The organism is Streptosporangium amethystogenes (assembly GCF_000721075.1).
In the GTDB taxonomy this organism is placed as follows: Bacteria; Actinomycetota; Actinomycetes; order Streptosporangiales; family Streptosporangiaceae; genus Streptosporangium; species Streptosporangium amethystogenes.
Genome location: NZ_JOEQ01000018.1, coordinates 99949 through 118567, shown reverse-complemented (window position 1 = coordinate 118567; position 18619 = coordinate 99949). Strand labels below are relative to the sequence as shown.

General features: G+C 68.8%; 20 protein-coding genes. 10 read left to right on the top strand and 10 right to left on the bottom strand.

From position 1 onward, the window contains the following. Window positions 1-11: 11 nt before the first annotated feature. Window positions 12-899 (top strand): VOC family protein, encoded by an 888-nt coding sequence (locus IG98_RS0125145; RefSeq protein ID WP_084195624.1) that lies wholly within the window; start codon window positions 12-14, stop codon window positions 897-899. A gap of 78 nt (window positions 900-977) precedes the next feature. Here IG98_RS0125145 and IG98_RS0125140 read toward each other — a convergent pair whose 3' ends face one another. Then, entirely contained in the window at window positions 978-1535 is a 558-nt protein-coding gene (locus IG98_RS0125140; protein ID WP_030916907.1) for a DUF11 domain-containing protein, read from the bottom strand. A 389-nt stretch (window positions 1536-1924) separates the two neighbouring features. Continuing rightward, complete coding sequence (locus IG98_RS0125135; protein WP_030916904.1) at window positions 1925-2470, bottom strand: hypothetical protein; 546 nt, start codon at window positions 2468-2470, stop codon at window positions 1925-1927. Between the two features lie 270 nt (window positions 2471-2740). Between IG98_RS0125135 and IG98_RS0125130 the strand changes: the two genes are divergently transcribed. Next, window positions 2741-3871 (top strand): GAF domain-containing sensor histidine kinase, encoded by a 1131-nt coding sequence (locus IG98_RS0125130; protein ID WP_030916900.1) that lies wholly within the window; start codon window positions 2741-2743, stop codon window positions 3869-3871. Then, on the top strand, window positions 3868-4506 hold the full coding sequence (locus tag IG98_RS0125125; protein WP_030916896.1) for a response regulator: 639 nt from the start codon (window positions 3868-3870) through the stop codon (window positions 4504-4506). Before IG98_RS0125130 ends, IG98_RS0125125 begins: the two co-directional genes overlap by 4 nt. A gap of 13 nt (window positions 4507-4519) precedes the next feature. On the opposite strand, the gene IG98_RS0125120 is transcribed toward IG98_RS0125125, so the two are convergent. After that, the gene (locus IG98_RS0125120) at window positions 4520-5095 is read right to left on the bottom strand and encodes a hypothetical protein (protein ID WP_281178522.1); all 576 of its coding nucleotides are present in this window, start codon (window positions 5093-5095) and stop codon (window positions 4520-4522) included. Window positions 5096-5408: 313 nt separating this feature from the next. On the opposite strand from IG98_RS0125120, the gene IG98_RS47275 reads away from it, so the two are divergent. Continuing rightward, window positions 5409-7853, top strand: coding sequence for a serine/threonine-protein kinase (locus tag IG98_RS47275; RefSeq protein WP_169750174.1), 2445 nt, complete (start codon window positions 5409-5411; stop codon window positions 7851-7853). Between the two features lie 8 nt (window positions 7854-7861). Here the strand turns inward: IG98_RS47275 and IG98_RS0125110 are convergent, their stop codons facing one another. Then, window positions 7862-8581 (bottom strand): hypothetical protein, encoded by a 720-nt coding sequence (locus IG98_RS0125110; protein ID WP_030916887.1) that lies wholly within the window; start codon window positions 8579-8581, stop codon window positions 7862-7864. A gap of 66 nt (window positions 8582-8647) precedes the next feature. On the opposite strand from IG98_RS0125110, the gene IG98_RS0125105 reads away from it, so the two are divergent. From IG98_RS0125105 to IG98_RS0125095, 3 genes are all read left to right on the top strand, one after another. Continuing rightward, the gene (locus IG98_RS0125105) at window positions 8648-9442 is read left to right on the top strand and encodes an ABC transporter ATP-binding protein (protein WP_030916885.1); all 795 of its coding nucleotides are present in this window, start codon (window positions 8648-8650) and stop codon (window positions 9440-9442) included. 130 nt (window positions 9443-9572) lie between these two features. Further along, the gene (locus IG98_RS0125100; RefSeq protein ID WP_030916882.1) at window positions 9573-10328 is read left to right on the top strand and encodes a sulfite exporter TauE/SafE family protein; all 756 of its coding nucleotides are present in this window, start codon (window positions 9573-9575) and stop codon (window positions 10326-10328) included. A gap of 29 nt (window positions 10329-10357) precedes the next feature. Beyond that, entirely contained in the window at window positions 10358-10585 is a 228-nt protein-coding gene (locus tag IG98_RS0125095) for a hypothetical protein (RefSeq protein WP_030916880.1), read from the top strand. Between the two features lie 70 nt (window positions 10586-10655). On the opposite strand, the gene IG98_RS0125090 is transcribed toward IG98_RS0125095, so the two are convergent. The 5 genes from IG98_RS0125090 to IG98_RS0125070 form a co-directional block, all read right to left on the bottom strand. Then, window positions 10656-11522: a Rieske (2Fe-2S) protein gene (locus tag IG98_RS0125090; protein WP_245651696.1), complete on the bottom strand. Its 867-nt coding sequence runs from the start codon at window positions 11520-11522 to the stop codon at window positions 10656-10658. An 89-nt stretch (window positions 11523-11611) separates the two neighbouring features. Next, the gene (locus IG98_RS0125085) at window positions 11612-12166 is read right to left on the bottom strand and encodes an HD domain-containing protein (protein ID WP_245651701.1); all 555 of its coding nucleotides are present in this window, start codon (window positions 12164-12166) and stop codon (window positions 11612-11614) included. A 101-nt stretch (window positions 12167-12267) separates the two neighbouring features. Then, the gene (locus IG98_RS0125080) at window positions 12268-14433 is read right to left on the bottom strand and encodes a molybdopterin-dependent oxidoreductase (protein ID WP_030916869.1); all 2166 of its coding nucleotides are present in this window, start codon (window positions 14431-14433) and stop codon (window positions 12268-12270) included. 136 nt (window positions 14434-14569) lie between these two features. Further along, window positions 14570-15250, bottom strand: coding sequence for a hypothetical protein (locus IG98_RS47270; RefSeq protein ID WP_051752842.1), 681 nt, complete (start codon window positions 15248-15250; stop codon window positions 14570-14572). Beyond that, on the bottom strand, window positions 15237-15497 hold the full coding sequence (locus IG98_RS0125070) for a hypothetical protein (protein WP_030916864.1): 261 nt from the start codon (window positions 15495-15497) through the stop codon (window positions 15237-15239). Before IG98_RS0125070 ends, IG98_RS47270 begins: the two co-directional genes overlap by 14 nt. Before the next feature lie 465 nt (window positions 15498-15962). Between IG98_RS0125070 and IG98_RS0125065 the strand changes: the two genes are divergently transcribed. The 3 genes from IG98_RS0125065 (at window position 15963) to IG98_RS0125055 (ending at window position 17686) form a co-directional block, all read left to right on the top strand. Then, a complete protein-coding gene (locus IG98_RS0125065) occupies window positions 15963-16823 on the top strand; it encodes a helix-turn-helix domain-containing protein (protein WP_030916861.1) in 861 nt (286 codons plus the stop codon). Between the two features lie 32 nt (window positions 16824-16855). After that, window positions 16856-17062, top strand: coding sequence for a DUF397 domain-containing protein (locus tag IG98_RS0125060; protein WP_030916858.1), 207 nt, complete (start codon window positions 16856-16858; stop codon window positions 17060-17062). 423 nt (window positions 17063-17485) lie between these two features. Next, a complete protein-coding gene (locus IG98_RS0125055; RefSeq protein WP_030916855.1) occupies window positions 17486-17686 on the top strand; it encodes a DUF397 domain-containing protein in 201 nt (66 codons plus the stop codon). Between the two features lie 133 nt (window positions 17687-17819). Here the strand turns inward: IG98_RS0125055 and IG98_RS0125050 are convergent, their stop codons facing one another. Beyond that, complete coding sequence (locus IG98_RS0125050) at window positions 17820-18617, bottom strand: catalase (protein WP_425428083.1); 798 nt, start codon at window positions 18615-18617, stop codon at window positions 17820-17822. Window positions 18618-18619 lie beyond the last annotated feature (2 nt).

The window sequence follows — 18619 nt, the reverse complement described above, 5'->3', positions numbered from 1 at the left end:
AGGAAGGCACCATGACAGCTGACGCCCGTCCCCGGGCACCGTACGGGATGGAGTACGCCCGGATCGCGGTGCCGGATATGGCAGAGACCATTGAGTTCCTCCAGTATCACGTGGGTCTCCAGCTCGAACAGCACGACGACGAGTACGCCTACCTGCGCGCCGACATCGAACACCACTGCGTGGAACTGCTCCACGAGCCCGGCAGGGAGACGTCGCACACGGTCGCGATCGGCTTCAGTGTGGAGTCCGACGAGGTCCTCGACGACCTGAGGGAGAGGGTGCTCGCGGCGGGGCTGGAGGTGCTGCCCCTGCAGGACAGGATGAAGGGCCTGTGCCAGCGCGGCTTCGGGGTGAGCGACCCGAACGGGCTGATCGTGGAGCTGTTCACCGACTTCCAGGAGTACGCCGAGGCGCCTGTCATCGAGCTGCGCCCGCTCGACCTCGTGCACCCCTTCATCGCCACCGACAAGTACGACGAGTCCCTGGCCTTCTACACCGGGGTGCTCGGCTTCATGGCCTCCGACTACGTCGGGGACGGCACCGTGTTCCTGCGGGCCGAGGACCGCTACCACCACAGCCTGGCCCTGCAGCGCAACAACGAGTACTACGTCGCCCACCTGTGCTTCATGATGAAGAGCCTCGACCACGTCATGCGTGGCAGGGCACGCGCCCTGTACAAGGGGGTGCCGATCGCGTCCGACATGGTCAACCACTCCGCGTCGACCTCGATCGCCTTCTACATGTTCGAACCCAAGCACGGGCCCAGGTACGAGCTGTGCGACGGCCACCGGGTCTTCACCCCCGAGGAGCACGAGACGCACCGGCCCCGCAGGATGGCCGTCGACCCGCGCAACATCGACGTCTGGCGCGCCGCCGCCGACGACTGGGGCCGTTTCTGAGCGGTGTCCCCGAACGGAGAAGGCGAGGAGCCCCGGCCTGTCACAGGCCGGGGCTCCTCGCCTTCTCGTCGGGCTCGGTCAGCCCACGATCTTGGTCTTGACCTTCTTCACGAAATACCAGCCCTTGGTGCCCAGACGCTCCAACTCGTCCCGGGAGAGGTCCTCGGCGCCGGTCTGGAGGTCGTAGGTGTCGACGCCCAGGATGGCCTCGGCGGTCCGTCCCGACTTCTTGCCGAGCTTCACCGTGATCGCGATGGTCTGGTATTCATCGATCTTGAGGGCGTAGGGGGTGAAGCACCAGAATCCGTCTTCGTAGTTGCCGCACTGCGTGCCCTTGGGCGCGGAGACCGCGGTGGCCTTGGACCCCTTGGGCAGCAGGCCGCCCATGTAGAAGGCGTCGGCCTCGTAGGGGCCCTTGTTGACGGCCTTGATCCGGTAAGTGATCTTTCCGCCGACCTTCGCCCTCTTCGGCGCGGAAACCGTGACCGCGAAGGAGGAGAACGGTTCGGCCGCGGCCTTGACCGTCGCCGCGGGCGCCTGCGTGGAGGCGGCCGAGGCGGGGGCGGCGAGCAGCATGCCACCGGCCAGCGGGGCGACCAGAGCAAGGGCGACGATCCTGGAGATCGGGTGGCGCATCAAACGTCTCCCAGCTGAAGGGTTAGGGGACGCCTGGAACGCCCCATAAAGTTCCAGCGTTTTATCACACATATAGATGTGAGGAGAAATCAATATTCAATTATGTATTTAGTGGACCGTACGGCGTGACGTCCGGCTGAGCGGTGGGCACGAAGCGTGAGGTGACCGCACCGGCCGGTTCGCCTGGCGGGGCAACCCGGGGCAGGAAAGGATCGGGGCTCCGTGTCGGGCGGAGGTCCGGGTTCCGTGCGGAACCCGAATCGCGAAGGGACTGGTCTCTGAAAGTCCATTAAAGGGACTTCAGGGGATGAAACGGGCTATATGTATTTTCCGCGCGTGCCGCGTCATCGATCTCAGGGGACGGTGACACGCGCGGAACGGTCGGCCGGCTAGCGGAGCACCCGGGTCTTCACCCGCACGTACTTGACGTCGCTGCCGATGTCGATGCCGTGGATGTCGAAGGTGTCGAGCCCGCCCGCGGGAACGTCGATCGAGGCCGAGCCGAAGTCGGCGGTCGCGGTGCCCCTGGCGCTGTTCTTCAACCAGACCCTGACCTTGACGGTGGCCGTCTTTCCGGGGTTCAGGGTGTCGAGCAGGCAGCCCACCTCGCGGCCGGAGATCTCGCAGTACGACCCGGCGGGCTTGCGGATGACGCGAACCTTGGAGACCTGCGGGGGAAGGTAGCCGCCGATGTAGGCGATGTCGGTGTACCACTTGCCGACGTTCTTGGTGGTGAGTGTGTAGACGTACGAGTCACCCGCCCAGGCCCTGCGAGGGTAGGTGACGGTCAGCTTCAGCGGCGCGAGCGGCTTGTCGGCCTGGACGGTCCCCTGCGGGGCGGTGATCCGGGGAGCCGCGGCGTTCGCGGTTCCCGGGGTGAGCAGCATGCCTCCCGCCAGGGCGATGGCGGCGAAGGCGGTCAGGTGCCGGCGCATTTCTTTACTCCAGTCGGAATTCGGTGATCCCCCGTTGGCTACTGCGATCAGCATGCGGGAGCCCACTTGTGGATTCCTTGTGACTGACTGGCCGACCGAACGGTGAGCGGTTGGACGACACCTCGGGTGTCCGCCGCGACCCGGTCCTCCGCAGGGCTCCCAGCGGGCCGTCGGCCTGGCCGAAGAGCAGCTCGGCAGCCGTGCCCGCTCCCTCGCACGCCGCCGCACGGTGGCTCCGAGCTCTCGTTGGACCGGGGCTAGAGTCGTTCCGTGAGCTCCGAGAGTGAGGACCTGGACGCCGTGCTGCACGCGGTGAGCTCGGCCGTCCTCGCGGTGACCAGGCATCTGTCGGTCCGGGAGGTGCTCGGCGTCATCGTGCGGTCGGCGGGCCGGCTGCTGGACGCCCGCTACGCCGCGCTGGGCGTGCCCGACGACCAGGGGGCGTTCGCCGAGTTCGTCGCCGAGGGCATCTCCGATGAGGAGTGGGACGTGATCGGGCCCACGCCCCGCCAGCACGGCATGCTCGGCGCCATGCTGCGCGAGGGCGTGCCGGTCAGGCTTCCCGACATCCGCAGGGACCCCCGGTTCGAACACTGGCCCCGTGCCCACCCGGTGCTCAAGGACTTTCTCGGGGTGCCGATCCTCGACGGGGACGAGGTGCTCGGCATCATCTTCCTGTCCAACAAGCGGGCCCCGGGCGGCTTCACCGAGGCCGACCAGCGGCTGCTCACCATGTTCGCCGCGCACGCCGCGCTCGCCCTCACCAACGCCCGCCTGTACGAGCGGAGCCGGGAGCTCACGCTGGTGGAGGAGCGCACCCGGATGGCCAGGGAACTGCACGACGCGGTGACTCAGAAGCTGTTCTCGCTGCGCCTCACCGCGCGGGCCGCGGCGTCGCTGGTCGCCGACGACCCCGTACGGGCGGTGCGGGAGCTCGACCGGGTGGAACGGCTGGCGGGAGAGGCGCTGGCCGAACTACGGGAGGTGATCGTCGAACTCCGGCCGGCCGAGCTCGACCGGCACGGCCTGGCCGAGACGCTCCGCAAGCACGTCCGCCTGCTCGACCGGCTCCACCCGGCCTCGTTCTCGTTCGAGGAGGCTCCGGTGTGCGACCTCGAACCAGAGATCGAGGCGGTCGTGCTGCGGGTGGCCCAGGAGGCGCTGCACAACGCCTCCAGGCATTCGAAGGCGCGTGCCGTCGGCGTACGGCTGGGCTGCGAGGGTGGGCGCGTGTTTCTGGAGGTGAGCGACGACGGGATGGGATTCGAGGTGACCGCCGCCGTGGGACGAGGGCTGGGCATCGCCTCGATGGGCGATCGGGCGGAGGCCGTCGGCGGCAACGTGCGGGTGAGGTCGGAGCCCGGGGGCGGCACGCTCGTCCGGATGGAGGTACCGGCGTGATCCGCGTCCTGATCGCCGACGATCACCCGGTCGTCCGGCAGGGGCTGCGTACCTTCCTGGAACTTCAGGAGGACCTCGACGTGGTCGGCGAGGCCGCCGACGGCGCCGAGGCGGTCGCCCTGGTGGAGACCCTCACCCCGGACGTGCTGCTGCTCGACCTGAAGATGCCGGTCCTCGACGGGCTCGGCGCGCTGCTCCTGCTGGGGGAGCGGGGACTGTCGCCGCGGGCGCTCGTGCTGACCTCGGTCAGTGACCGGGAGGACGTGGCCCCGGCGATCCGGGCGGGTGCGGCGGGCTTTCTGTACAAGGACGTCGAACCGGCAGCGCTCGTGCACGCGATCCGGGCGGTGCACGGCGGCCAGGTGCTGCTCGCTCCCGAGGCGGCGGAGGCGATGTTCTCCCTCCCCGGATCCGTTCCGGCCACGCCGGAGGACAGGCGGGTGGCACCGTTGACCGAGCGGGAGCGCGAGGTGCTCACGCTGATCGCGTCGGGCCGTTCCAACCGGGAGATCGCCAGACGGCTCACCGTGGCGGAGAAGACCGTGAAGACCCACGTCTCCAACGTGCTGATGAAGCTGGGCGTGCAGGACAGGACCCAGGCCGCCCTCTACGCGGTGCGGAACGGCCTGGCCTGACCGGCGTGCGAGGTCAGGTGTCCTTCTTCTCCTCGCGCCGTCCCGGCGGTGGGGGCGGCGGCGGGGGAGGCGGCGGCGGTGGCGGGGTGTATCTCTCGCTCCCACCGCGCTTGGGTTTGGGCGGCGTGGGGTGGACGATCTTGGTTTTCACCGTCTTGAGGTAGTACCAGTGGGGGAAGTTCAGCCGCCGCCACTCGTCGCGGCTGAGGTCCGCGCCTCCGGTCGGGACGTTCCAGGTGTCGGCGCCGAGCTTGGCGACCGCGGTGCCCCTGGTCCGCTTGTTGAGCTTGACCCAGACGCGCACCGTCTCCGACTCACCCCTGCCGATGATCCAGGGCGTCACGCACCAGAAGCCGTCGGTGTAGAAGTCGCAGTCGGTGCCTTTCGGGCCCTTGTAGTAGACGGTCTTGCTGATGCCTTTCGGCAGGAGGGTCCCGCCTACGTAGAAGTAGTCGGCCTTCCGCGGTCCCCGATTGGTAATTTTGATCGTATACATGAACTCTTGGCCGCTTCTGACCCGCTTTGGGGCTTTAACCGAGACCTTGAAAGCGGACCAGGGCCTGTCCAGACTCGCCGCTGACGGGGCCATGGCCGAGACGTCCGTCCGGGTCGCCGACGGGACCTCGGCCGAAGTCGGGGGCTGTGTGTTCGCGGCGGCCGAGGCGCTGGGGGCGAACGCGAGCGGAGTGATGAGGCTGAGACCTAGGAGCGTGCCGAAGCTTCGGCGCATGGGCGTCTCCGCACGAGCTAGGGGTGACCGTGGTCACCATTCGTTTCGAAGATTATGACTTAAGAAGAACACGCCGGAAGCGTGAATGATCTACCTGAAAATTAGTTATTTGCGTATCTTTGGTGACTCGGGGATGGCGGCGGTTCGCAGGCTGGACAACGGGGAGGCTCAGATGCCGGACACGAGCCCGTTGCGCAGGGAGGACCCGGAGTCACTGGGCGACTACCGGCTGCTCGGCCGCCTCGGCGAGGGGGCACAGGGGGTGGTCTACGCGGGGCGGGGGCCCGACGGGGTGATGGTGGCGATCAAGCTGCTCCACCCCAGGTTGAGTGACACCGGCATGGACGGCGACCGATTCCTCCGTGAGGTCTCCGCCGCCCGCCGGGTGGCGCCGTTCTGCACCGCCCAGGTGCTGGGCGCCCACATGGACGGTGACCGCCCCTACATCGTGAGCGAGCTGGTGGAGGGGGTCTCCCTGCAGCGGATCGTGCAGGCCGAGGGACCTCGCGGCGGCAACGTGCTCCACCGGCTCGCGGTCGGTACCGTGACCGCGCTGGCCGCCATCCACCGGGCGGGCATCGTGCACCGTGATTTCAAGCCCAGCAACGTGCTGCTCGGTCCCGACGGACCCCGCGTGATCGACTTCGGCATCGCCAGGGCCCTCGACTCGGCGATGACCGTGACGAGCGGAGTGGTCGGCACCCCCGCCTACATGTCGCCGGAACAGGTCTCCGGGCACCGGGTCGGGTCCTCCTCCGACATGTTCAGCTGGGCGTTGACGATGGTGTTCGCCGCGACCGGGCGGCCCGCGTTCGGCCAGGACAGCGTGCCCGCGGTCATCTACCGGGTGATGAACGAGGACCCCGACCTGTCCGAGCTCCCCGACACCCTGCGGCCGATCGTCACCTCGTGCCTCAGCAAGCAGGCCGAGGAACGGCCCAACGCCTCCGAGGTGCTGTTCGCGCTTCTGGACACCCAGTCAGAGGAGGCATCCGCTCCCGAGCCTCCGCGACCTCCACCCGCCGTGCCGCCCCTGCCCGCCGCCTCGCCCGTGCCTTCGCCCGCCGTTCCGCCCGTGTCCCCGCCGCCCGCTCCCGAGACGTTGTGGGTACGGCCGTCAGGGGCGGATCCGCAGGAGCCCGGCACGGCCCGCGGCCACACTCCGGCCGGCAGGGCGGGCACCTCCCCAACCGCTCCTCCGCCCGCTGCCGTTCCCTTCGCCTCCCCCGCGGGACCCGCGCGCTACCCGGGCAACCTGACGCCCGTCGGCCGGCAGGCCGCGTCCGCTCAGGGGGCGTACCCCCCGCCGCCGCCGCGGCACCCGGACCTTTTCGGCGACCCGGTACCCGCCGAGCCCGGCGAGCACGGGACGCGGCGCGGCCGGGCCGCCCTCGTCACCGGGGTGCTCGTGGGAGCCCTGGCCCTGGCCACCGCCGTGCTGGTGGCGGTGCCGAGCATGCGGAGCGACACCACGGCGAGCTCCCTCGCCCCCGATGACGGTACGCGGAGGCCGTCGTCCTCGACTCCCGCCACGCGGTCCTCCACGGCCGCCTCGCGGGCTGCCACGTCGGCCCCGACACCTGCCGCGCAGGCCCTGACCTCGGCCCCCACGGCGAGCCTCACGACGCCGCCGACCTCCGAGCCGCTCGCCATGCCGCCCGCCCCGGTGCTCTTCGACGGTCAGGACGGCAAGGCGCTCAAGGGGCACAGCAGGGCCGTACAGTCCCTCGCCAAGGTCGAGATCAAGGGCAGGCCCACGGTGGTCTCGGGCAGCCAGGACGGTTCGCTCGGGATCTGGGATCCCGCCGGGCACAAGAGGCTTCACCGGCTCCGCGGCCACCGGGGCGAGGTCTACGCGGTCGCCACCGTCACCTTCGGCGGCACGCCCTACGCGGTGACCGGTGGCTACGACCACTCCGTCCGCCTGTGGAACCTGAAGACCCGCAAGAGCAGGGTTCTCGGCCATCACCCCATCGCGGTCTTCTCCGCCGCGGCGGGCGTGGTGAAAGGTTCACCGGTCGCCGTCACCGGGGACGGTGACGGCACGCTCTACTTCTGGAACCTGAAGAGCCGCAGATTGCTCAAAGTCGTCTCCGCGCACCGCGACGACGTCAACTGGCTCGCCTTCGGCAAGATCGGAAAGCGCTCCGTCGTCGTGTCCGCCAGTGCCGACAAGACGCTGAAGATCTGGGACCTCGTCACCAGGAAGCGGTACGGCAAGGTCTACCGGGGGCACAGCGGGCGGGTCTTCTCGGTGGCCTTCGGCAAGCTGGGCGACCGCACCGTGATCGCCTCGGGCGGCAAGGACAAGAAGATCAGGATCTGGGACCCGAAGACCTCCAAGACCATCGGCAGGCCGCTCAAGGGGCACGGAGGCAACGTCTACTCCCTGGCGTTCGGCACGGTGGACGGGCGCACCGTGCTGGTGTCGGGCAGCACGGACGGGACCGTCCGGCTCTGGGACCCGGCCGAGGGCAAACCCCTCGGCAAGGCGATCAAGGCACACAAGGGCGGGGTCTACTCGGTCGCCGTCATGACCGTCGGCGACCGCATGGTGGCCGTCTCGGCGGGCAAGGACCGCACCGTCAAGCTCTGGAAGCTGACCTCCGGCCGGTGACCAGGCCCTCAGACCAGCTCGGTGATGGCGTGGTGGGCGACCACGCGGGCCCGGCGCACCGCGCGGTCGAGCTCACGCAGGGCCTCGGCGCGTGCGGCGAGCTGGCCCGAGGTGAGTCCCCGCTCGTCGGCTATGCGGAGCACCGCGGCGAGACGGGCGGCCAGGGCGGCGACCCGATGGGCGCGGGCAGGGTAGCCGGGAGCCAGGCCGTCATCGATGATTCTCAGCTGCCGGTGGCCCTGGGCCGGACCCTCCACGCTGAGCAGGGCGTCGGTGGCCACCCGCATCGCGCGGGTCAGCTCATGCTCCGCGTCGGCGAGAGAGGGCAGATCGGGTGCCGCGGTCCGGGCCTCCAGCACGCTCCAGCGAACCCCGGCGTACGATGACCCGCGGTGGTCCTTTACCGGGACCAGGCCAAGGCATCTGTCACCGAGCACGGCTGTCGCCGCCTGTCCGGCCTCGATGGCCGCGGAGTTGAAGGGGGGCGGTCCGGTGAGTCCGAGCGGGTCGCCCGGGACGGGCAGGGCCAGTCGCAGCGACTTCATACCCTCGATCCGCAGGTCGGCGAGGAACCCACGGAGGAGAAGGTCGCCGCTTTCCGCGGCGACGACTTGGGGGCCGGCCTGTCGTTCCACGCGGTCGGCGGCCTCGTCGAGGCCGACCTGTCCGGCGAGCCAGGCGTTGCCCCAGCAGACCAGGGTGGCCGAGATCGGTGAATCAGGGTGCACCGATCCACGATATGCGCTCACCCTGCAATAGGTTTTGTTCCAGCGATTCACAAGGAGGCGTAAGGGATGGGCGGTCAGGTGCTTCGGCTACAGGACGTCACCGTCCGCAGGGACGGGGCGGCCCTGCTGCGGGAGATCGACTGGACCGTTCACGAGGACGAGCGGTGGGTCGTCATCGGTCCCAACGGCGCGGGGAAGACGACGTTGCTGCAGGTGGTCGGGGCGATGCTGTTCCCCACCGAGGGCATCGTGGAGATTCTCGGCGAGCGGCTCGGCCAGAGCGACGTCTTCGAACTGCGGCCCCGCATCGGGCTCGCGAGCGCCTCACTGGCGGAGAAGGTGCCGCCGGAGGAGAAGGTCATCGACCTGGTGCTCACGGCCTCGTACGCCATCCTCGGCCGATGGACGGAGGAGTACGACTCCCACGACGTCACACGCGCCGTCGAGCTGATCGACCAGTTCGGATGCGCCCACCTGATCCGGCGCCGGTTCAACACGTTGTCCGAGGGGGAGCGCAAGCGGGTCCAGATCGCCCGCGCGCTCATGCCGAACCCGGAGTTGCTGCTGCTGGACGAGCCCGCCGCCGGCCTGGACCTGGGCGGGCGCGAGGACCTGGTCCGCCGCCTGTCGACGCTCGCGCACGATCCGAAGGCGCCGACCATGGTGCTGGTCACCCACCACGTGGAGGAGGTGCCCAGCGGGTTCACCCACGCGCTGCTGCTCCGGCACGGCTCCGTGGTGGCCCAGGGGCAGATCGAGCAGGTGATGACGGCGGAGAACCTGTCGCGCACCTTCAGCGTCCCGCTCAGCCTGGACCAGGGGCGGGACGGCCGGTGGTACGCGCGGGCACACCAGCCCTGAGCCCGTTTCGGTTGTCCAAAAACCGGTAAAGCATACCCCTGCTGTGAGACAGCGGCCGGGCTCCTCCTAGCATCCGGTAAGTGCCGTGCACCTCGTCATGGGCGCGAGCCTCACCAGCAAAGGGGAGTTCATGACACCGTGGGAGGCGGCCGCGATCTTCGTGGCCGGCATCGGGGCCGGAGGCATCAACGCCGTTGTCGGCTCCGGATCTCTGATCACGTTCCCGACCATGGTCGCGCTGGGGATGCCGCCGGTCCTCGCCAACGTCTGCAACAGTGTCGGCCTGGTCCCGGGCTCGCTGACCGGCGCGCTCGGCTACCGGGCGGAGTTGAAGGGGCAGCGCCAGCGGCTGATCCGGCTGGGAATTCCGACGATCATCAGTGCGGTGATCGGCGGGGTGCTCCTGCTCTATCTCCCCGCGGAGACGTTCAACATCGTGGTGCCCGTCCTGATCGGCGTGGCGTGCGTGCTGGTGATCGCCCAGCCGAGACTCAACAGGTGGTTGAGCGCCCGGCGGCAGCACGCCCAGCTGCACGGCGGCCCCTGGCTCTGGGTCGGTGTCTTCGCCTGCGGCATCTACGGCGGTTACTTCGGTGCCGCGCAGGGCGTGCTGCTCATCGGGCTGCTCGGCAGCTTCCTCGACGACGGCCTGCAGCGGATCAACGCGGCCAAGAACGTCCTCTCGCTGCTGATCAACATGTCCGCCGCGGCGCTGTTCATCCTGATCGCGGAGATCGACTGGCTGGCGGTGCTGATGGTGGCGCTGGGCGCCGCGATCGGTGGTTTCCTCGGCGCGAAGATCGGCAGGAAGCTGCCCGCTCCGGTACTGCGCTGGTTCATCGTCTGCATCGGCGTGCTGGCGATAGTCAAACTGGTGTACGGGTGAACCTGCCTACTAGTGGGTACCAATTAGGTATGAAAGGTGACAAGGTCGAGGTTGTCATCGACGCAGGAGACAGTTCCCGTACCTACGAGGTCAGCGCCACCAGAGCGGGACGCCGCGTTGAGGTGGCCAACGCACGCGGCGGCGTCGTCGAGGTGAGCGAGGTCACCCGGAGCGGAACGGCCGTGCGCACCGCCCGGTTCATGTCCAGCCGGATCCTCGCCCTGGTGGAACACCCCGCCGACGGCAAGTCCGCATAGCCCGAACAGGCCCGAAAAGGTCAGGGCCGGTGGCAGGCCGGTTCTCGTCGCGCCCGGGTGAGGTGGTCCGTCATACCTGGGCGGGACGGACCTGGAGCACCCCGTCGCGGCGGACCCGGGTCTCGAAGGACGGCTGGGGGGCCGTGGCCGGGCCGTGTACGACGGCGCCGTCGGAGAGTCTGAAGGTGCTTCCGTGCCACGGGCAGACCACGCAGGCGGTGCCCTCCTCCGAGATCAGGCGCCCCTGGTGGAGCGGCCCGGCCAGGTGGGCGCACTGGTCGGCGAGGACCGTGACGTTGCCCCCGACCCGGAGCACGAACAGGTCGATGTAGCCGAGCCGTCGCGTCACCGGACGTCCGTCGGGCAGATCGCCGATCTCGCACAGGTCGTGCCAGCCCAGCGGGACCAGGTGGGCGACGGACTCGGCGTGGTTGGACCCGGCCGCCTGCCGGTAGGCGAGGTGGCCGCCGAGGTAGCCGCCCACGCTCGCGGCACCCAGCCCGACGAACGACAGCAGCCGCCCGGTCCGGTCGCGCCCGGTCATCCGGAACACCAGCGACCCGGCGTAGAGCCCGAGGGAGGCCAGGTTGGCGATCGCGTGCACGAACCCCACCCGCTGCTGCTCGCGGTGGAGCGCGGACCAGTCGACGATGCCCGCGGCCACCGCAGGGGTGGCGGTGGCGAGTCCACTCGCGACCAGCAGTCGCGACGCGCGTGGATCCGAGCGGGTCACGTCGAGCACCGCGGTCGCCGCCCAGAGGCCCAGGCTCAGGTTGGCGAGTGGTGGATGGAGTGGTTTGCCAAGCGGTACCCCGTGCAGCAGGTCACGGAGCAGGCCGGGGCCGATCCGCCGGCGTACGGCCTTGGCGAGTATGCGGATCGGCCGATCGGCCCTGGGCGACCGTTCGATCCGCTCGGTGAACTCGACCCCGGGCACCAGACGCTTAAAAGTTCGGCGCCCTGTTTTGACGGTTTCCTTCACTATCGCCCCCCTCTTGACCCATAGGGACCTACCCGGGAACGGTGTTATGCACGCGCCAAATGTCCTCGGCTGACAGAGAGAGCGATGATCTCGGTGGCGTAGGCGCCCAGCGTCGCCGACCCCTCCTCGATGATTTTCACCTTCTCCAGCACCTGTTCCGCCGTCACCTTGTAGAGCGACCAGGTTCCGCCCTCATTGTGGTGATTGGCCATGATGGGCGCGATCCGGTCGAGGGCCTTGGCGAACTTGGCCTCGGGAGTCCTGCGCTCCTCGAACTCGTCCCAGAGGTCGCGCAACCGCGCGGCCTGGTCGTCCGGGAGCAGCCCGAAGATCCGGTCGGCGGCCTTGCGCTCGATGCCCAACTGGGCCTCGACGGCGGAGGCGTCGTAGATGAAGGTGTCTCCCGCGTCGATCTCGACGATGTCATGGACGAGCAGCATCGCGACGACCCTGTCGAGGTCGGTGCCCGGTGGTGCGTGTTCGGCCAAGACCATCGCCAGCATGCCCACGTACCAGGAGTGCTCGGCGTCGTTCTCCCGCCGCGACCCGTCCATGAGGGTGTTGCGGCGGACGATGCGTCTGAGCTTGTCGATCTCCATGGCGAAGGTGAGCTGAGCCTGTAGACGGTCCTGTGCTAAAGGGGTGGTCACGCGCGCAAGCCTAATGCGCGTCGATCCCCCTTTTCCGAGCGATCATGGGATCATGCCCGACCGAGTGTGACGGGAACCCCGTTGAACACGGCGTTTCCCGAGGGTAGGTCCACGATGGAATCATCTGTCAGCGCGTTCACGTTGACCCCCGTGTGCTTGGCGGCCACCAGTTGCGAGGTGCCCGCGTGTCCCCATCCGTGGGGCAGGCTCACCACGCCCGGCATGATCGTGTCGGTCGGCTCCAGCGGCACGACCAACTCGCCGGCCGCCGAGCGCACCACCGCGTGCTCGCCCAGCCCGAGCCTGCTCACGTCGTCCGGATTGATCTGCAGGGTGCACCGGTTGGTCCCGCCGACCAGCGGGCCCACGTTGTGCAGCCAGCTGTTGTTGGAGCGCAGGTGGCGCCGGCCGATCAGCACGATCTCCGCGGGGGGCACGGTCAGCCGCCCGCGCAGCCGCGCGACATCCTCGACCAGCCGCGGCGGGGCCAGCTCCACCCGTCCCGAGGTGGTGCGGACGATCTCCGTCAGCCGAGGTTCCAGAGCGCCCAGGTCGATGCCGTGCGGATTCGCCAGGAGCGTGGCCAGAGAGAGCCCGTAGGGGCCGAGCCTGAGCATGGCGTCCAGCCGCATCTCGGCTCCGCTGTCACCGTCCAGCGAGGCACGCAGCTCGGCCGGGTCCCCGCCCTCCATCGGTGAGCCGGGCGTCTCGACCGCCTTGCGGAGCATCTGGTCGAGGATCAGCTCGTCGAGCAGGGCCGGGTCGGCGTCCGCCCCCTGCCCGGAGGCAATCATCGTCAGCCGCGCCATGATCTCGGCCTCGGAGGGACGTCCCGGCTCCAGCGGCAGGATCGGCGGGGAGAACCTCGCGTAGTTGCGGACTGCGACGAACAGCAGTGACAGGTCGTAGTGCGGCGACTGCATCACCCGGGGCGGCGGCAGGATGACGTTCGCGTGCCTGGTGGTCTCGTTCAGGTACGGGTCCACGCAGACCATGAACTCCAGATCGCGGAAGGCCGTGTCCAGCCGGGGACCGCCCGGCGCCGACAGCACCGGGTTGCCGGCCACCATGACCAGCCCCCTGACCTGCCCCTCGCCCGGTGTCTCGATCTCGTCCGCGAGGGTGGCCACCGGGAGCTCACCGTTCGCCTCCGGCAGTCCGCGGACGCGGCTGTGCCACCGTCCCGTGGTGTACGGCTTGCTCCTGCGGCCGTTCTCCACCGCGGTCTTCGCGAACATGACCCCGCCGGGGCGGTCGAAGTTGCCGGTCAGGATGTTGACGACGTCGACCAGCCACTGCGTGACGGTGCCGAACTCGACGGTGCAGGTGCCGATGCGGGCGTAGACGGCGGCGGTCGGGGCCGCGGCCAGCTCGCGCGCCAGCCGTACGATCTCCGCGGCGGGCACCCCGCAGATCGGGGCCACGGTCTCCGGGGCGAAGCCCTCTGCCAGCCGTCCGACCTCGTCCAGCCCGTTGACCTCGACGCCCACCGAGGTCAGATCCTCGGCGAAGAGGGTGTGCACGATGCCGAACAGCAGGTAGGCGTCGGTGCCCGGCCTCACGAACAGGTGCTCGTCGGCGAGAGCGGCGGTGCGGGTGCGGCGCGGGTCGACGACCACGAGCCTGCCCCCGCGCCCGCGCAGCGCCTTGAGGCGGCCGGGGAAGTCGGGGGCGGTGCAGAGCGAGCCGTTGGACTCCAGCGGGTTGGCGCCCAGCATCAGCAGGTAGTCGGTGCGGTCCAGGTCGGGCACGGCGATGGCCAGCGGGTCGCCGAGCATCAGGCCGCAGGAGACGTGTTTGGGCATCTGGTCCGCGGTGCTCGCGGAGAAGACGTTGCGGGTGCCGAGGGCGCGGATCAGGGGAGTGCCGTACAGGGCGCCCGCCATGGAGTGGGCGGTCGGATTGCCGACGTAGACGGCCAGAGACCGGCGGCCGTGTGTGTCGATCACGCCCTTCAGGCCCTCCTCGACCGTGCGGAACGCCTCGTCCCAGGACGCCTCGCGCCACGTCTCGCCCGTCCGGATCATCGGGACGCCCAGCCGGTCCGGGTCCTCGTCGAGGCGGCCCAGGCTTGCCCCCTTGGGGCAGATGAACCCCCTGGAGAACGGGTCGTCCGGGTCGCCCTTGACCGAGGTGACGTGCCCGGTGTCGTCGAGGGTGAGCCGGAGGCCGCAGACGGCCTCGCAGAGGGGGCAGGTCCGGTGCGCTGTTCTCATCGGCACTCCTGAGTTCGGCAAGTGAACCCATCATGGTCATAGGCCGGGGCGAGGGGAAGCCCCCGAGGGTGAACTCGGGGGCCTCGGTGCCTTCAGGAGAACGGAACGGCCGGTGGCACCCAGGTGGAGGGGAGGATCACGCGGCCCGTTGCCGGTGGTCGGCGGGCTGGTGCGGCCCCGGGGGCAGTGCGGCGGAGCGGATACCGGACTCCTCCCGCGCGGCCCGGTGGGCCCGTGGGCCGACCCAGTCCGTCCACCCGTACAACCGGTCGAGTCCCACCGGGGGGCCGGTGAACTCGTCCCTGCGGACGATCTCGACGGTCAGCAGGTGCGCCCATCTGCGGTGCCGAAGGACCACGGTGTCGCGGGCGTAGCACGCCGCCGCGATCTCGGCCGAGAACGCCTCGAAGTCCTCGGCGCAGATCCCGGCCCTGGCGAGAATCAGCGCCCTCTCCCCGGCGGCGGAAGGAGTGATCCACAGCACCAGCGGGAGCCGTCCCGAGCGGGTGTGTATCCCGGTCTCCACGCATGCCCTCTGGAGACGGTGCCGGGAGATCAGACACCACGCGTGCGTCCGCACCCACCTGCGCCCGGAGCGGGAGGCGGCGGGGACGCCGGAGGTGCAGGCCAGCAAGGCGCAGGGCCACCAGTGGCCCTGCCTGAAGGAGAGAGCCGCCGCGGCCAGGACGGTCGAGACGGCGGCGAGCAGGACGATCTCCGTCCGCCAGCGCCACAGCCCGACGAGGAGGCCCGTCCGGCCGGGTGGCCGACCGTCGGGGTGACCGTAGCGGTTGTTGCGGAGGTTACGTCGCGACATCGCCGCCCGCCCTCTTGCCGGGGACGGGCGCCAGGGCGAGGGCGGGAGCGGCGGTCCGCTCGGCCTTGAGGAGGTCGAACCGGGGCTCGCGGTAGTGCCTGCTCACGAAACCGGTCCTGGTCACGGTCCAGCCGAGCCGGTGGGCCCACTCGTCCTGGTCCATGCAGAGCTCTCGGTCGGTGATGTAGATCAGATCGAGGAGGAGGGTCTTGATTCCGCAGAGCCCCTTGGTACGGTGGAAGGACATAGGAGACTCCCTTCGTGGTTTCAACGTGGAGTTCTTGTGCCAACCGGGTCGGTGGCCGCCGGCCCGGTGCTTTTTTGCGCCCGATCGGGCGCCCACTGACGCGTGCGACTCTGGGCCGTCGCCGGCCGATCCTCTCCGCTTCCCCTGCTGGCCTCCCCGGTTCAACTCCGTCGTGCTGGAGACGGCGCCGTTGCCGATCAGGTGCGCGCCCGTTTCGCCCCGTGCGCGATCGCGAAGGCCCTCGAAGACATCCCCGGATGATCACCGGTGGATTCCCCGATCTTCTGGGAACCTTCCTGTTCTGATAGTCGCTCAGCAGAGATTTCCCTGCAAGACTTGCCGTAAGGAAAAAAGCAACGAACTTCTCCGAATACACTGCAAATGACAGTGTAATTTGCACTACCATTCGTCTGGTTCCTGTTGAGGCCATGACGTCCACCCGCCCGTCATGGCGAGGAGGTCGTGATGCCGGAACGTGGTAGTCCAGCGCTCCGCCGGCGTCGGCTGGGCATGGAGCTTCGTCGGCTGCGCGAAGGCCTGAACATGACCGGCGACGAGGTGTCCGACCGTCTCGGCTGGTCGACCGCCAAGGTCAGCCGCATCGAGACCGCCAAGACACTGGCCAAGGTGGAGGACGTCGAGGCGCTCTGCGGGCTCTACGGGGTCGACGAGCGCCTCCGGGAGGCTCTGGCCGCGCTGCGGCACGACGCCGCCCGGAAGGGGTGGTGGGAGCGATATCGGAGTTCCGTCCCCGATGACTACATCACGCTCATCGGAATGGAGGCGGAGGCCACCATGACACGAAACTGGGAACCCCAGGTCGTGCCCGGCCTTCTCCAGACGAAGGAGTACGCCCGGGAGGTCCTCGCCGCGGGTCAACACGCCAGCCAGTTACCGTCGAGCTGGTTTCAGGATCGCGCGGAGATCCGGATGATGCGCCAGCAGACCCTGCTGCACGCGCCGCGACCGCTTACGCACATAAGCGTCTTCCACGAGTCCGTGCTGAAGAACCAGTACGGCGACGCCCAGGTCATGCGAGACCAGCTGCTGCATCTGATCGAGATCTCCCGGTTACCGCACGTGGAGATACGGATCCTGCCCCAGGACGTTCCGCCGCCGGTGTCCACGGGCACCTTCGTGCACCTGACGTTCTCCGACTTCCCCGATGTCGTCTACCTGGAGTCCTTGTTCGGTGGACGGTTCATAGAGGACGCGGAAATGGTCTACGGGTACGAACGGGCCTTCGGCCATCTCGCGGAGCGGGCCCTGGACGAGGTGGCGTCGCAGGAACTGATAAGAAACACAACGGAGTACTGGGAAAGATAGCGGCAGGCCGCTATGCACATATTGGAAGACAAATGAACGATAAACATATCGGCGCCGCCGAGTGGAAGAAAAGCTCGCTCAGTTCCGTGAACGGGAACTGTGTCGAGGTGGCGACGCTGGACGGGGGCCTCACGGGGGTCCGGGACAGCAAGGAACGGTCAGGGCCGGTCCTGGTCTTCGCCCGCGAGGAGTGGGGAATCTTCATCGGCGCAATCAAGAAAGACGGATTAGATCTCTGAGAACTGAAAACGGCCCGCCGGCCGCGGGTCGTTTCCCCGGGCGCCTTTCACCGCGAAAGCGGAGACGGGCGCCCGTCGTTTCGATCGGCCGCATCGTCGGGGCGCCCGGCCGGTCGGAGTCCGCCAACTCGGCGTGTCACCGGCCGACACGGACATGAGGAAACGCGCTCACGAACACGGTTGACGTGTCGGTCGGTTGATCAGGACCCCGAGGCACCTCAGGCGCGTGCCCACGTTCCTGACGGGGAGCCCACACGGGGCCAGACGGTGGGGGAACCGGGCGCTCCACCGTCGCCGGTCCCTCGGTGTGGGTCCTGACCCGATAAACCCGCTGGTTAGCGGACTATTCCAGGTAAGGGTCTTGTCTTTCCTCCTCTTCTCAATGAAATTCTGACATTGGTACTGTTGGGTGAGAGGACGGGCATGGAATCAGGTGATGCGTTGATCTGGAAGAAGAGCAGCCACAGTTCCCTCAACGGTAACTGTGTGGAGGTGGCACGGCTCTCCGGACGTGAAGTGGGTGTGCGCGACAGCAAGGACCGGGAAGGACCGGTGCTCGTGTTCGGCCATGCCGGATGGGCCGCGTTCGTCGGTGGGGTGAAAGGTGGGGAGTTCGACCTCTGAACGGTTCCGCACCTCGGACGGGGGCTTGCCCAACGGCGGTCAGGCCCCTTTCGCGTGTCTCTCCAGGAGAGCTGGGAAAAGCCGTATGGCTCGCACCTGCTGGAGACGCGAGCCATACGAGGAGAAGGTGTGACTATTCGGCGGTGACGCCCAGGCCCTGGGCGACGCCCTGGCCGAGGTCCTTGTGGATGTTCGTCCAGTACTCCACGACGCGCTTCCTCATCTCGGCGGTGACCTCCGGGGCGGAGGCGTGGCCGACGACATTGCTCACCAGGTGGGCGCGGTCGGTGTCGGACAGCACGTTCTCCCACAGGGCGCGGGGCTGGACGAAGTCGTCGTCCTCGCGGTGCAGGGTGTAGGCGGAGCGGATGATCTCACCGGTCACCTGGTAGTTCTCGCCCGCGTACAGCGCCGGGTCGGCCGCGGGGCCGCCGACGGTGTTGGGAGCGTAGACCGGGTCGCCCGGGTTGCCGAAGCGCATCTGGCCGTCCTTGTTGTAGCTGTGGACGGGAACCTTCGGCGCGTTGACCGGCAGCTGCTGGTAGTTGGCGCCGATGCGGTAGCGGTGGGCGTCCGGGTAGGAGAACAGCCGACCCTGGAGCATCCTGTCCGGGGACGGGCCGATGCCCGGCACCATGTTCGCCGGCTCGAAGCCCGACTGCTCGACCTCGGCGAAGTGGTTCTCCGGGTTGCGGTTCAGGACGAACCTGCCGATCGTGATCTCGGGGTAGTCGGCGTGCGGCCACACCTTGGTCAGGTCGAACGGGTTGAACCGGTAGTCGGCCGCGTCCTCGAACGGCATGACCTGCACGTTCACCGTCCAGGACGGATGGTCGCCGTTTTTGATCGCGGTGTGCAGGTCACGCATGATCGCCAGCCGGGCCGTGGTCACCCGAGGGCCCGCCTGCCGGATCCGGTCCTCGTCCTCCATGG